Source organism: Arthrobacter sp. NamB2 (assembly GCF_005281365.1).
In the GTDB taxonomy this organism is placed as follows: domain Bacteria; phylum Actinomycetota; class Actinomycetes; order Actinomycetales; family Micrococcaceae; genus Arthrobacter_D.
Map to the genome: position 1 here is coordinate 1 of NZ_SZWI01000006.1, position 13,323 is coordinate 13,323.

Below are 13,323 nucleotides of genomic sequence, written 5' to 3' on the forward strand. Positions count from 1 at the left end.
GTCGCTCATGTGGTGCTCCTCGTTCGGTGTGGCGGTGGTTTCAGCCCAGCATCGACTGGTCGCCCAGGCGATGGTAGGAACGGTTGTGGTAGACGAGCGGGGTGGCGTCGTCGCTCCTGGCCTGCTCGATCGTTACGACCTCGGCGGCGAGGATCATCGATCCGCCGATGGGGAGTCGGTGCAGGATGCGGCAGCGCAGGGCCCAGGGTGCGTCCGTCAGGAGCGGCTCGCACGTCGGGAGCGGCTGCCATTGGACCGCTCCGCCGAATCGGTCTGCACCCCGCGTGGCGAACAGCCGTGCGATGTCGAGCTGCTCCGCGCCGAGCAGGTGCACCACCAGGGTCTCCGCGGCGACGAGGACGGCGGCCGACGACGACGCCGTCGACACCGAGAAAGCCAGGACAGGCGGTTCCGCCGATACCGAGGAGACCGATGACGCCGTCAGGCCGACCGGACCGTCGGGCCCCTGCGCCGTGATCACGGCTATGCCGGCAGGATGCGTGCGGAACGCATCCTTGAAGAGCTCTGCGGTGGGGGCGGCGTGCCCGGTGGGGATCGTCATGCCTCCAACGCTAGAACCTGAACAAAGGTTGAGGTCAAATCGGTCAGGAGTCGAGCAGCGTCGAGCGGATGCCCTTCGATGCCGCGGCATCGTCCGGGTTGACGAAGCCGCAGGTCGCGAGCGAAAGACACCCGCAGCCGATGCACCCGCCCAGTCGGTCGCGGAGGTGTTCCAGCTGGGCGATGCGCCTGTCGATCTCCTGGTGCCAGGTCGCCGAGAGCCGCTGCCAGTCCGCCTGGTCCGGCACGCCGTCCTTCGGAAGCTCCGCGAAGGCGGTGGCGACCGTCGCGAGGGGGATTCCAGCGCGCTGCGCCGCCGCGATCACGGCTACCCTGCGCAGCACCGAGCGGTCGTACCGGCGCTGGTTGCCAGCGGTCCTTCGGCTGTGGATCAGGCCCTGGCGCTCGTAGAAGTGCAGCGCGGAGACGCTCATGCCGCTGCGCGCGGCCACCTGCCCCACCGAGAGATCCGGGTCATTCGGCATGAGCGCTCCTTCCTGCTGCGGCGAACCGCCGTCGTCGTGCCAGCGTGGGCCGCGGGGCGGCGTCGATGGCGGGGGCGACGGCGAGCGCCATCAGCTACTTGCCCAGCAGCTCGCTGACGTACTGCTTCAGCGGCGTCGTCGGGCGCCCGATGGTGCGGGAGAGCGAGCCGTCGCTCTCGGCCAGGAGTCCGTCCGCGATATTGGCGTCGATTGCGGCGACGAAGCCTGCCGTGCCCTCGTCGAGTCCGAAGCCCTTGAGTGCCGCGATGTGCTCGTCGGTCGAGACCTGGTTGACGGTGACGTGGTTGCCGGCAACGTCCGAGACGGTGGCTGCAAGCTCCTCCATGGTCCAGGGCTCATCGCCGCCGAGCTCGAGGATCTCGCCCGTGTACTCGTCCGAGAGCAGGACGACGGCGGCCGCTTCTGCGTAGTCCCTGCGCGTCGCGCTCGCGACGCTGCCGTCACCCGCACTCGTCAGGATCGCGCCCGTCGAGGCCGCCTGGCGGATGGTGTCGTCGTAGTTCTCGGTGTACCAGTTGTTGCGGAGCACCGTGTAGGTCAGTCCCGAGCCCTCGAGAAGTCCTTCGGTGGCTTTGTGCTCCGGCGCGAGGACGAGCGCCGATGTCGATGCCTTCGGTGCGCTCGTGTAGACCAGTGGGGCATCCACCCGGCGGGCGGCGTCGATCACGGCCTTGTGCTGGACGGAGCGCTGCCCCACCTCGTTGCCCGAGATGAGGAGGATCTTGTCGGCCCCCGCGAAGGCGGTGTCGAGCGTCGTGGCGTCCGCGTAGTCGACGCGCGCGGTACGGACACCGTGCGATGCGAGCATGCCGAGGGCTTCCTCGTTGCGTCCGCCGGCGACGATGGTCGAGGGATCGACGCCGCGCGCCAGCAGCTGCTCGACGACCTGGCGGCCGAGGTGACCCGTGGCTCCGGTGATGACGATGGTCATATGTGTCCTCCTGGTGGGTAGATCGGGCACCTGGGCGGTGCGTCTACGAGGGGTAACCGGGCGCGGGCGGATTCACTTCCCGGTGGCGGGTCCGGGCTGCGCGGGAAGCGGAGGATCACCGGCGGACCTGATCAGGGCAGGTCGTCCCTGCGCCGTGTCATGACTCGGCCGGCTGCCACTGGGACAGGTCGACGATGCGGTCCGCGGCGCTCCTCGTCGCCTCGACGAGCGCGGCATTCGGCTCGTCGACGCGCTGGACCCACTCCTCCGCGGCGCGCGCGTCCTTGCCGAAGCGGATGTGGCGGTCGACCAGGCGACGACGGCGGACCTCCTGGTCGCCGTCGACGAACCAGACCTCGTCGAGCTGCTCCCTGGCTTCACGCCAACCCGGCGCATCGAGCAGGAGATAGTTGCCCTCGGTGACGACCAAGGATGCCGAGGGCGCAACGGGCAGGGCATTGGCCAGTGGCTGCTCGAGGGTGCGCTCGAAGGCCGGGACATACACTATATGACCGGGATTGCGCCGGACCCGTGCGAGCAGCGCCGCATAGCCGTGTGCGTCGAAGGTCTCGGGGGCGCCCTTCCGTTCGAGGAGCCCCAGTGCGTTCAGGGCCCGATCGGCGAGGTGGAAGCCGTCCATGGGAACATGCGCCGACGCTCGGGGGCCGAGGGCCACCAGTGCGGATGCGAGGGTGGTCTTCCCTGCGCCCGGCGCCCCCACGACCCCCAGCAGGATGCGCTGCCCTGACGCGGCGCGCGGCACGAGCCGGCGGAGCGCGTCGGTATCCCGGATCTGCTGTGCTTCCATGCCGCCGTCCCTCGCCACGCATCGGTTTCGTCCTGCCGTGCTGCCCAGCAGGCATTCCAGCTCCATCATGCCGGGAGGCGCCAGGTAAAGCGCGCACGAATTCGCACGACGGGCGCACCAGTGGGCCGGGAGCACGAGCGCGGGACCGGCGCAAGCGCTACCTGCCCGAGGGCGTGACTGGAGGGCCGGACAGGCGCTCCGCGAGGATGGAGCGATACCTGCCGGGAGGGCGAATGGGACACGCGGTGCTGCTGGGGGACTCCATCTTCGACAACAAGCGGTATGTCGGCGGCGGTCCCGACGTCGTGGAGCAGCTGCGGGACGTCCTGCCGGTGGACTGGTCCGCCACCCTGCTGGCGGTCGACGGTGACATCACGACCGGAGTCGCCCGCCAGCTGCGCTCGGTGCCCGCCGATGCCACCCACCTCGTGGTCAGCGTCGGCGGCAACGACGCCCTCGGGCACAGCCACCTGCTGCAGCGGCCCGTCGGGAGCGTGCCCGAAGCACTTCTCGCGTTCCATGCCGCGCAGCAAGCCTTCGCCCACGACTACGCGACCATGCTCGACCGCGTTGTCGCCATGGGTCTGCCCGTCGCCGTCTGCACCATCTACGACACGCCCAGCTCGGAGCCGGCCTACAGGGTCATCCGCACGGCGCTCGCGTTCTTCAACGACTGCATCACCCGGGCGGCCTTCGCGCGGGGCGTGTCCGTCGTCGACCTCCGATTGGTGTGCGACGACGACGGCGACTACGCGAATCCGATCGAACCGTCGGTGCAGGGCGGCCGCAAGATCACCGCAGCCATCCGAGCATTCCTCCTGCCTGAACCGACCGTCAGGCACTCAGCCGTCATCGCGGGCTGAGGTTCCCACCCGGTCACGGCCTGCTAGCCCGCAGGACGCAGCGAGGTGATCATCGTCCTGATATCCCGGTACTCCTCCGTCTCCATGTAGGCCTGCGGAGTGTCGATGTGCATCGGTTTGCCCGGATACGCCTCGAACGGATCGTAGGTGCCCCCGAAGGCAGCCCCGGACGGCGGCCACGTGAAGAAGTGGGAGATGGGGCAGGCCGTGGGTCCCGCTGGTTCAGGGGCGGAGGTGATGCCGTAGGCGAGCGTCGATGCGGCCACCGGATCCGCCACGGCGGGATCCGTGCGTCCCTCGAAAACGAATCTCGGAGCGTCCGGTCCCTGTGCCAGCGCAGGCAGGGGCTCCGAATCGAGGAGGGCATACGGAAGTTCCGCCGGACATACTGCCCCGGTGACCAGATTGGTCCGGAGGGTTGCCAGGTGTCGGCCGGCTTCGTCCGCGACGATGACGGAAGCGCCCTGCTCAGGTGCATCCGGGGAAACGGCCGCCGACCAGCCGGACGGGTGATCGAAGGACAAGCTCCCGTCGGTCGTCGTGTAGGTCGCCCAGTCCCCGTCCGCGACCGGGTCCGCTGACGCCTTGGATGCCGGTGACGTAGCTGGGGCCGGCGACGGTGCCGGAGGCGGCGGCTGGGTCGATGTGGGCGCCGGCGCGGGCGAGGTCGCCGTGACGGCGTCGGCGTCCTGGCCGGGATCACCGCCCGCGGTGCCCGAGCCGGGGGAACTGCAGGAGGCGAGCACGACGGCGAGGCACAGGGCCCCGGACGGGAACAGCGCGGTTGTAGTTGATCGATGCATGGTTACTCCTTCAGAACGCGGTTGGATCGCCCCATGATGCTGTTCCTCCAGGGGTGAGGAACAGCATCGCAACGGGATTGTTGCCGGTACCGCCTGATCGATGCAGATTCGTGCGCTCGTCGTTATACCTGCGTGATCACCCGCGGCGACGACTGCTGCCGCCGGATGCTGTGGCGCCACCGTCGCCGGTCGGTGCGTAGGGTCGAACCATGAGACCCGAGACGATCACTGCCCTCCGCCGCCAGTTCCATTCCCACGCCGAGCCCGGGTTCCTCGAGTACCGGACGGCGTCCGTGATCCTCGCGGAACTGGCGGGGATGGGCGTGCGCGCCACCACCGGAAGGGACGCGATCGACGTCGGAGGCATCGCGCTCCCGCCCACCCAGGCCGAGAAGGACGAGTGGGGCGGGCGGGCCGTCGCAGCCGGAGCATCGGCGGAGGATGTCGCCTACTTCCAGGAGCACGGCACGGCGATCATCGCGGAGCTGGAGGGGAACCGGGCAGGCCCGACGTGGGGACTCCGGGTGGACATCGACGCCCTGCCGGTCGACGAGGAGACAGCCACCGATCATGCCCCGGTGGCTGGAGGATTCCGCTCGACCACGCCCTGCATGCATGCCTGCGGCCATGATGGCCACGCGGCGATCGGTTTGGCGCTCGCGGACCGCCTGCGCGACGGTAACTTCCCGGGTCGCGTGCGCATCATGTTCCAGCCGGCGGAGGAGGGTGTCCGCGGGGCGCAACCGATGATCGACGCCGGGGTCACGCGCGGCGTGAACCGAATGCTCGCGGTCCACCTCGGTGGGGACCTGCCGACCGGGACGGTGGTCGGCGGCGTCACGGACGCGATGGCGACCACCAAGTGGAAGGCCACCTTCGACGGCGAGGCCGCCCACGCGGCGGCAGCACCGGAGAAGGGACGCCACGCCCTCGCGGCCGCCGCCCAGGCGACCCTCGCGATCCTCGGACTCACCCGCTTCGCGGAGGCGGACACGCGAGTCAACGTCGGGACCTTCCATGCCGAGGGCAGCGCCAACATCATCCCCGCACGTGCCACCATCACCTACGAGACCCGGTCGACGTCGAACGCGGTCCTCGCCGATCTCAACGACCGTGCGGAGGCAGCCGTCCAGGGAGCGGGGCAGATGTACGGGGTGACCGTCTCCACGAGAGCCTACGGACGGGCCGCGGTCTCGCAGCCGGACGACGGGCTGCTCGAGGACGTCGCCCGCGCGGCCGCCGGCGTTCCGGGCGTCACGACCTTCACCCCCAAGGGTCCCTCAGGCGGTGGAAGCGATGACGCACACCTGCTCATCCGCGACGTCCAGGCGGCCGGTGGCTCGGGCACCTACATCTTCGTCGGTGCCTCCAACCCGGCACCGCACCACCACCGCCGGTTCGACGTCGACGAGGACGCCCTGGTTCTCGCCGTCGACCTGCTCGAACGCCTCTTCAGGAGCTGAACGACGACCACTGGACCGGACGGGCGGCCGGTGCGAGGGTTGGGGAATGGTCAGCGAAGACGACGTCCGGTCGGTATGCCTCGCACTGCCCGGGGCCTCCGAGCGGCTCAGCTGGAACAGGCCCGCGTGGTTCGCGCGCACGCTGTTCGCCCGGATGTGGGACGACGCCGTCCTGACCGTCAAGACCGTCGAGCGCGACGCATTGATCGCTACCCAGCCGGACGCCTTCTTCGTTCATCCACACCATGAGCGGTACGAAGCGCTTGTCCTCGTCCGGCTCGACGCGGTGGACCTCGGTGAGCTGACGGAACTGATCGAAGAGTCCTATCGGATCGCTGGGCGCCGGTCCTGAAGGCCGACCAAGGGTCCAGCCACCGGCGCCTCCTGGCCGGTGGCCACCCGAAGATGGGTGGGGAGGATCGCTCCGGGCGCGCGGCTGCGGATCAGGAGGAGGTTCCGGGCATGCTCGTGAAGCCGGCGGTCCTCCTCCGAGCGCGGCACCCAGGGCGGCACCGGGACAGCGGTGCCCTCGTCGTCGCGCGCGACCATGACGGTCAGGCACGTGGTGGTCAGGGCCATCTCCCGCGACGTCGGGCTCCCCGAGCGGACATGGACGGCGACGTGCATGCCCTTGTGGCCCGTGTAGACGAGGCGCGCCTCCACCTCGACGACGTCCCCGATGCGCAGTGGCTTGAGGAACCGGACGCCGCCCGAGAAGACGGCCACCGTGTCGAGTCCGCAGTACCGCGTCGAGCAGACGTAGGCGGCTTCATCGATCCAGTCCATCACCGTTCCACCGTGCACCTTGCCGCCCCAGTTGACGTCGGTGGGTGCGGCCAGGAACCGGAGGACGGTGCGTTCCGCCGTGCCCGCGTCCGTGTACTCCTGTCGGCGCATCTCCTCGACGATCTCCTTGCGGACGCCGATGCGCGCCACCGCGTGGTCGCTCTCCAGCCGCTCGGCATCCGTAGCCGGCACGAAGGCGGGGACGGGCACGGGTCTTCCGTCGGGTCCCACGGCCACGAAGATCACAAGGCACTCGCTGCGCTTCCCGCCGTCGTTCCCGGAGACGGAACCGGACGAGACCACGGTGCGGATGTGCATGGAGGACGTGCCCGTGTGCACGATCGTGGCCTCGACCTCCACGAGATCGCCCACCACCACAGGGTCGGCGAAGTGGATGTTGCCCACATAGGCCGTCACGCAGTAGGTCTTGGCCCAACCGACCGCTGCCGCGTACGCCGCCTTGTCCACCCACTCGAGCACTGTCCCGGCGTCCACCGAGCCGCTGTGCCCGAGATCGGTGGGAGAGGCAAGGAACCTCAGGGTGACGGCGTTCGAGGGGGGCTGGGCCGGAAGGGCCGGGTGTTCGTCCATGACCAAGTATCACCATGTTAAGGACATGGTGATATCTGATCACCCCTGGGCGTCGAAGTGTTGCCCGGGTCCGAGGTCGACGACGGTCAACCCACCCGCCGAACGGTCGTCCGCCATGGCGACGAGGGCATCAGGGACGTCCGCGAGGGAAATGGTCCGCTCGATCAGGTCCTGCGGACGCAACCTGTTGTCGGCGACGAGGTCGAGCAGGCCCGGGTAGTCCTGCGCCGGCATCCCGTGGCTGCCGAGCACGGACAGCTCCTTGCCGATCACCGCGCCCATCGGGATCACCGGATCCTTCGGGAAGAGGCCGATCTGCACGTGGCGGCCGCGGGGTCGTAGCGAGAGGATCGCCACTGCAGCGGTCTCCTCGCGGCCGAGGGCGTCCACGGACACGTCGAACCCGCCCGGTGCCGCCGTCGCCAGGGCCTGCAGCACCGCGGCTCGGGACATCCCCGACGAGTCGACGGTGCTGGCGGCGCCGAAGCGGGCGGCGCGCGCCAGTGCCGCAGGATCGACGTCGACCGCGACCACCTCCGCGCCCAGCGCGACGCCGATCATGACGGCGCTCAGTCCTACCCCGCCGCAGCCCACCACGACGAGCGTGTCCCCGGCTCCGAGCCGCGCCTGGTGCACGAGCCCGCGGTAGGACGTGGCGAACCGGCAGCCGAGAAGGGCAGCTGCACCGCTGTCCAGGGACGCGGGCACGGCGATGAGGTTGGTGTCGGCGTCGTGCAGGGCCACGAAGTCGGCGAACGAGCCCCAGTGCGTGAAGCCCGGCTGTGTCTGGTTCCGGCACACCTGACCGTTGCCGGACGCGCACTCCGGGCACTGCCCGCAGGCGCACACGAAGGGAGTGGTGACGCGGTCACCCACGGAGAAGCGGCGGACCTCGTCACCGAGCGCGGTGATGGTACCGACCAGTTCGTGGCCGGGGACGTGCGGGAGGGCTATCCCGTCGTCGTGCCCCAGCCAACCGTGCACGTCGCTGCGGCACAGGCCGGTCGCCTCCACCCGGACGACGACGCCTCGCCGCGAAGGGGTGGGCTCGGGAACGTCCCTGAGAACGGGACGGGCGGAGAATTCGTCGAACCAGACAGCGCGCATCGCACCATTCTGCCTCGCGGATTCCCCGCCCGGACCATTCAGGCCTGTCGTATCAGGACCTGCGCTGCCCTGCTGTGCGTGCAGTGCGCGAGCCGGTGCGCCGGGCTCCGGTGATGAGGGGGTCCTTCGAGAGGTCCATCATGAGTGCAACGCACAGCCCGATCATCACGAGCAGGAACGGTGCCGCGGCGATGATCGTGAGTGTCTGCAGGGCCTGGAGGCTTCCGACCGACAGCAGGATGGCGGCCACGCCGCCCGTCAGGGCCCCCCACATGATGGTCAGCCACTTGCGCGGCACGGCCGCGCCGAAGGAGGACAGCGAACCAAGGACGATCGACGAGGCGTCCGCTCCCGAGATGAAGAAGATGGCGACGAGGATCACCACGAGGATCGAGGTCACCGAGGCCAGCGGGTACTCGGCCAGCAGTGCGAACATCGCAGACTCCTGGCTCTCGGCATTCGCCGCCGCGATGTCGACGCCGTTGTTCTGGAGGTTGAGCGCCGAGCCGCCCCACACGCCGAACCACACCACGCTGATGAGGCTCGGAACGGCGACGACCCCGATGATGAACTCGCGGATGGTGCGGCCGCGCGAGATCTTCGCGAGGAAGGAGCCGACGAACGGGGTCCACGAGACCCACCAGGCCCAGTAGAAGATCGTCCAGGCGGCGAGCCACTCGTGTCCGCCGAAGGCGCCGGTGCGCGAGGACATCTGGGGCAGGCTGATGAGGTAGTTGCCCGCCGATGCCGGGATCAGTTCCAGGATGAAGACCGTGGGGCCGACGACGAAGAGGAAGAACAGCAGGGCCAGGGCAAGGATCATGTTGCCGTTGGAGAGCCACTTGATGCCTCGGCTGATCCCACTGACGGCGGACAGGACGAAGCAGACCGTCAGCAGTGCGATCAGCCCTATCTGCAGACCGAGGCTGCTGCCCACTCCGAAGACCTTGGTGAGCCCGCCGTTGATCTGGAGGACGCCGAGGCCCAAGGAGGTGGCGGATCCGAAGAGGGTCGCGAAGATCGCGAAGACGTCGATGGCGCGCATGCCCTTCGGTGCGGGTCGGCCCCGGAACAGCGCGGTGAAGGCGCCGCTGAAGCCGGTGCCGCGTCCCTTGCGGAAGGCCGAGTAGGCGAGCGCCAGACCGACGACGGCGTAGATGGCCCACGGATGGATGGCCCAGTGGAAGAGCGTGTAGTTCATCGACTGGCGCGCCGCCTCGGAGGTGGCGGGCTCGATGCCGCTCACGGGAGGCGTGAGGTAGTGCGTGATCGGCTCGGTCACACCGTAGAACATGAGACCGATGCCCATGCCGGCACTGAACATCATCGCGATCCAGGACGCGCGGGAGTACTCGGGTTTCTCGCCGTCCTTGCCGAGGGGGATGCGCCCGTACTTGCTGAAGGCGAGGAAGAGCGCGAACACGACGAAACCGGTTGCCGTGAGGACGAAGGCCCAGCCGAAGTTCGAGACGAGGCTGTTCAGCACCGCGGTGGTGACATCGGAGAAGGCGGTCGGGAAGATGACCGCCGCGAGCATCAGCAGGATGACGATCGACAGCGAGATGAAGAGGACCGGCCTGTCCAGCGCGGCTTTCGCGGGGGCCTCTCCGGGAGGGGCCTCGAAGGGGGTGTCCTCGCTGGGCGGTGATCCTTGGATGGGCTCGGTGGAATTAGACATAGGGCTTACGATACGCGCGGCGCACGGGCCGGGCGTGGCGTAATTCGGCCCGGATGCTGCTTGCTCGTACCCTCCGCTGCTGCTTCTGGGCGCCCGGGTCCGACCCGCCGGCGGCCTCCGCCCGGGCGGACGCAGGGAGCCTGCTTCCCTCTATCCCCGGCGAATCCTCTGCCCCGCCGGCGTGCAGTCGGCGCCACTCGGGGTGCTGCACGCCACGCCGAGTGGTGTCCGCTTCCCGCGGTTGCGGCCGGTGCATTCGACGGCCCGATTGTGACCAAGCACGCAGCCCGGGCCGACAGTACGGGGCCGGAGCGGCCGACGGATCAGCTCGCGCGCAGCTGGTGGCGCTCCCGCCGGTCCTTCACGGTGTCGGTGGCGAGGCTCAGTCCGAGGCCGATCGCGACGAGGAGGATCATCACGAACGGGAGGACGTCGAGCCCGATGCCGTCGAGCAGGAGTCCGCCGAGCAGGGCGCCGCCACCGATGCCCACGTTGAACGCCGTCGTCTGGAGCGCGGCCGAGAGATCGCGGGTCCGGAAGGACGCGGTGCGCAGCATGCGGGTCTGCAGCATCGCGGGGATGCCGCCGAACGCCGCTCCCCAGACGATGACGGCTATCAGGACCACCACGGTGCTGGCGGTGGCGAGCGCAAGGGTGAGGACTGCCGCCATGACGACCAGCACGACGCCGACGAACGCCTTGCGCGGGAAACGGTCGGAGGCGTACCCGGCACCGACCAGCCCGATGATCCCCGCACCGCCGTAGAGGAACAGGACGAGGGCGACGGATCCCTGCTCGAAGGAGGAGACGTCCGTCAGCCAGGGGGCGATGTAGGTGTAGAAGGTGTTCTGGCCGGTCAGCAGGATCAGGATCACGGTGCACAGCAGGAGTACGGCTTTGAAGCTGGGGTCCCGGTACAGGGGAACGCGTTCCTCTCCGGCTTTCCGTTCCACGTGGTGGTTGACCGGTGGCAGGAATTTCACGATCACGAGGGCGAGGACGGCGACCACTACCCCGATGATGATGAAGGCCGCACGCCAGCCCAGCGCATTGCCGATGGCCGTTCCCACCGGGACGCCGAGCACGAACGCCGCCGTTCCGCCGCCCGCGGTGATGGACACGGCCTTGCCGAGTTGGTGGGCGGGGACGAGGTGCGCCGCGTACGCCGCCACGACGGCCCAGAACAGGCCGTGCGCCAGTCCGCCGAGGATGCGCGCCGCCACGAGCACTCCGTAGGTGGGCGCTATCGCCGCGATGACGTTCGCCACCGCGATGACGAGCAGCACCACGACGATCAGCGTCTTCCGTGAGTACCGCTGGGTCACGGCAGCGAGTGGAGTGGTCGCGATGACGACGGTGCCGGCGAAGATGGTCACGAGGTAACCGGCCGTCGAGATCTTGACGTCGAGGTCACGCGCCATGGCGGGGAGGAGTCCCGTGGGGAGGAATTCGCTGGTCACGGAGACGAAGATCGCGCCCGCAAGGGACAGCAGCCCGATGTAGGGGAACGGCGCGGTGGTCGTCACCGGCGAGGAGGAAACAGACAAGGGATACCAATCATGGGGATTCCGGCGGTCGTCGCCCCGGCTGCACCGTTGAAATCCGAAGGGCGTACTGCGGTCAAGACTAATGATCGCCCTGACCCTTGGGCCAACACCGCGGGCTCCCAAGTCATTCCTGCGACGTCATGGCCCCTGATGGGAGCCACCCGGCTCCAGATGATGTGCTGAGCGCGGGAAGCCGGCCCGCAGGGCGCGGTGAACCGGCGTCAGTTCCGCTCAGCGTCGGAGGCGAAGCGCCCGGACGCCGTCTCGGTCCGCTCGCCCGGCGCTGCTGTTTCCTGCGCGCCAGGGGCCTGCTCGCCGTTGGTCCCGGCGGAGTCCTCCGGGTTCGCGTGCTGCGGGACGAGCGTCAGGCGCGGACCGTCCTCGCGGTCGTCGAGCTCCTCGGCCAGTTCGGCTTTCCGGAACTCCGTCTCGGTGGCCACTTCGCCGTCCTCGGCGACCTCGTGCTCGATCTCGCGATGCACCTTGCTGTTCAGGATCTCGACATCCTCGTCCCTCAGCCGACCGAGGTCGGCGGGGAACGGTTCGTCCGGGGCGATCCTGCTCTTCATGGCCATCCAATCTCTGACCGTGAACCGCACGGCAACCGTTCGATAGTAGGGGCAGGGCACGCAGGGAACAAGCAGGCGGCTTACCGCAGGGGTGGGGGACCCTGCGCGGTCGCCCGCCGGTCAGGCGAGCAGGGCGGCGACCACGATCAGTGCCGGAATCGCCAGGGCCGAGGACAGCAGCACCGCGTCGCGGGCCAGCGGTATGCCGCGCCCGTAGCGAGTGGCGAACATGAAGACGTTCTGGGCGGTGGGCAGGGCGGATACGACGACTGCGCCGAGCAGCCTCTCGCCGTCGAGCCCGAAAAGATGATGTGCGGTCAGGTAGGCGGCCACCGGCATGAGGACCGTCTTGAGCGCCGTCGCGGTGAGCACCTGAAGGCGGTCCGGGCTGCGCCTGAGCGGTCTGCTCCCCGGCAGGGACATCCCGAAGGAGATCAGCACCATCGGGACCGCGGCGCCGCCGATGAGGGTGAGGGAGTCCCACACCGGCGCGGGCGGTCGGATCCCGGTCGCGGCCACGGCGACGCCGAGCAGCGAGGTGATGATCATCGGGTTGCGGAACGGTTGGGTGAGCACGGCCAGCACGGAGGGCTTCCGGCTGGAGGTGAGGTCGAGGATCGTCAGGTAGAGCGGCGCCAGGAGGAGGAGTTGCACGAGCAGTACGGGCGCGATCAGCGCCGCGTTGCCGAGGGCGTAGACGGTGATGGGGATGCCGATGTTGTTGGCGTTCACGTAGGAACTCGCCATGGCGCCGACCGCCGTTTCGGCTGCCGCCCGGCGGAAGAGAAACCTGCTGATGAGCACGTAGACGCCGGCGACGCCCAGCGAGGAGATGAGGGCGATCGGCGCATACTCCGAGAACACCGAGCCGAGGTCGGCGTCCGCGAGGACGGTGAACAGCAGGGCCGGATTGGTCACGAAGAATGCCACCTGGTTCAGCGCGGCTCCGGCCTGTGGTCCGCCGATGGCGAGGCGCCCGGCGACGTAACCGACCAGGATCACGGCGCCGACGACGGCGAAACCACCCAGCACTCCGAGCATGCGTCCTCCCTCCGGCAGTCGAGACCGATAACCCCCTTAAGAACCTAGTGCGTCCTGCGGTGGAAGCAG

14 protein-coding genes are annotated in these 13,323 nt (G+C 69.1%); 3 read left to right on the plus strand and 11 right to left on the minus strand.

From position 1 onward, the window contains the following. Positions 1–40 precede the first annotated feature (40 nt). The 4 genes from FDK12_RS11110 to FDK12_RS11125 all read right to left on the minus strand — a co-directional run bounded on the left by FDK12_RS11110 (position 41) and on the right by FDK12_RS11125 (position 2,806). Complete coding sequence (locus tag FDK12_RS11110) at positions 41–562, minus strand: flavin reductase family protein (protein ID WP_137369641.1); 522 nt, start codon at positions 560–562, stop codon at positions 41–43. A 43-nt stretch (positions 563–605) separates the two neighbouring features. Beyond that, on the minus strand, positions 606–1,046 hold the full coding sequence (gene soxR, locus FDK12_RS11115; RefSeq protein ID WP_137369642.1) for a redox-sensitive transcriptional activator SoxR: 441 nt from the start codon (positions 1,044–1,046) through the stop codon (positions 606–608). Positions 1,047–1,140: 94 nt separating this feature from the next. Further along, entirely contained in the window at positions 1,141–1,998 is an 858-nt protein-coding gene (locus tag FDK12_RS11120; protein WP_137369643.1) for an SDR family oxidoreductase, read from the minus strand. A gap of 157 nt (positions 1,999–2,155) precedes the next feature. Then, on the minus strand, positions 2,156–2,806 hold the full coding sequence (locus FDK12_RS11125; protein WP_223263240.1) for a nucleoside/nucleotide kinase family protein: 651 nt from the start codon (positions 2,804–2,806) through the stop codon (positions 2,156–2,158). Positions 2,807–3,039: 233 nt separating this feature from the next. On the opposite strand from FDK12_RS11125, the gene FDK12_RS11130 reads away from it, so the two are divergent. Then, positions 3,040–3,669, plus strand: coding sequence for an SGNH/GDSL hydrolase family protein (locus tag FDK12_RS11130; protein ID WP_137369645.1), 630 nt, complete (start codon positions 3,040–3,042; stop codon positions 3,667–3,669). 23 nt (positions 3,670–3,692) lie between these two features. Here the strand turns inward: FDK12_RS11130 and FDK12_RS11135 are convergent, their stop codons facing one another. Next, positions 3,693–4,472, minus strand: a complete 780-nt coding sequence (locus tag FDK12_RS11135) for a hypothetical protein (RefSeq protein ID WP_137369646.1) — start codon at positions 4,470–4,472, stop codon at positions 3,693–3,695. 209 nt (positions 4,473–4,681) lie between these two features. Between FDK12_RS11135 and FDK12_RS11140 the strand changes: the two genes are divergently transcribed. Further along, the gene (locus FDK12_RS11140; RefSeq protein ID WP_137369647.1) at positions 4,682–5,935 is read left to right on the plus strand and encodes an amidohydrolase; all 1,254 of its coding nucleotides are present in this window, start codon (positions 4,682–4,684) and stop codon (positions 5,933–5,935) included. 46 nt (positions 5,936–5,981) lie between these two features. Continuing rightward, positions 5,982–6,287 (plus strand): MmcQ/YjbR family DNA-binding protein, encoded by a 306-nt coding sequence (locus FDK12_RS11145; RefSeq protein ID WP_137369648.1) that lies wholly within the window; start codon positions 5,982–5,984, stop codon positions 6,285–6,287. Here FDK12_RS11145 and FDK12_RS11150 read toward each other — a convergent pair. From FDK12_RS11150 to FDK12_RS11175, 6 genes are all read right to left on the minus strand, one after another. Beyond that, the gene (locus FDK12_RS11150; RefSeq protein ID WP_137369649.1) at positions 6,260–7,312 is read right to left on the minus strand and encodes an acyl-CoA thioesterase; all 1,053 of its coding nucleotides are present in this window, start codon (positions 7,310–7,312) and stop codon (positions 6,260–6,262) included. The two genes, FDK12_RS11145 and FDK12_RS11150, sit on opposite strands and share 28 nt — an antisense overlap. 39 nt (positions 7,313–7,351) lie before the next feature. Continuing rightward, positions 7,352–8,419, minus strand: coding sequence for an alcohol dehydrogenase catalytic domain-containing protein (locus FDK12_RS11155; RefSeq protein ID WP_137369650.1), 1,068 nt, complete (start codon positions 8,417–8,419; stop codon positions 7,352–7,354). Between the two features lie 52 nt (positions 8,420–8,471). After that, complete coding sequence (locus tag FDK12_RS11160; protein WP_137369651.1) at positions 8,472–10,097, minus strand: BCCT family transporter; 1,626 nt, start codon at positions 10,095–10,097, stop codon at positions 8,472–8,474. A 323-nt stretch (positions 10,098–10,420) separates the two neighbouring features. Then, a complete protein-coding gene (locus FDK12_RS11165) occupies positions 10,421–11,644 on the minus strand; it encodes an MFS transporter (protein ID WP_189636332.1) in 1,224 nt (407 codons plus the stop codon). 221 nt (positions 11,645–11,865) lie between these two features. Next, entirely contained in the window at positions 11,866–12,213 is a 348-nt protein-coding gene (locus FDK12_RS11170) for a hypothetical protein (RefSeq protein ID WP_137369653.1), read from the minus strand. 120 nt (positions 12,214–12,333) lie between these two features. After that, complete coding sequence (locus FDK12_RS11175) at positions 12,334–13,254, minus strand: AEC family transporter (RefSeq protein ID WP_137369654.1); 921 nt, start codon at positions 13,252–13,254, stop codon at positions 12,334–12,336. Positions 13,255–13,323 lie beyond the last annotated feature (69 nt).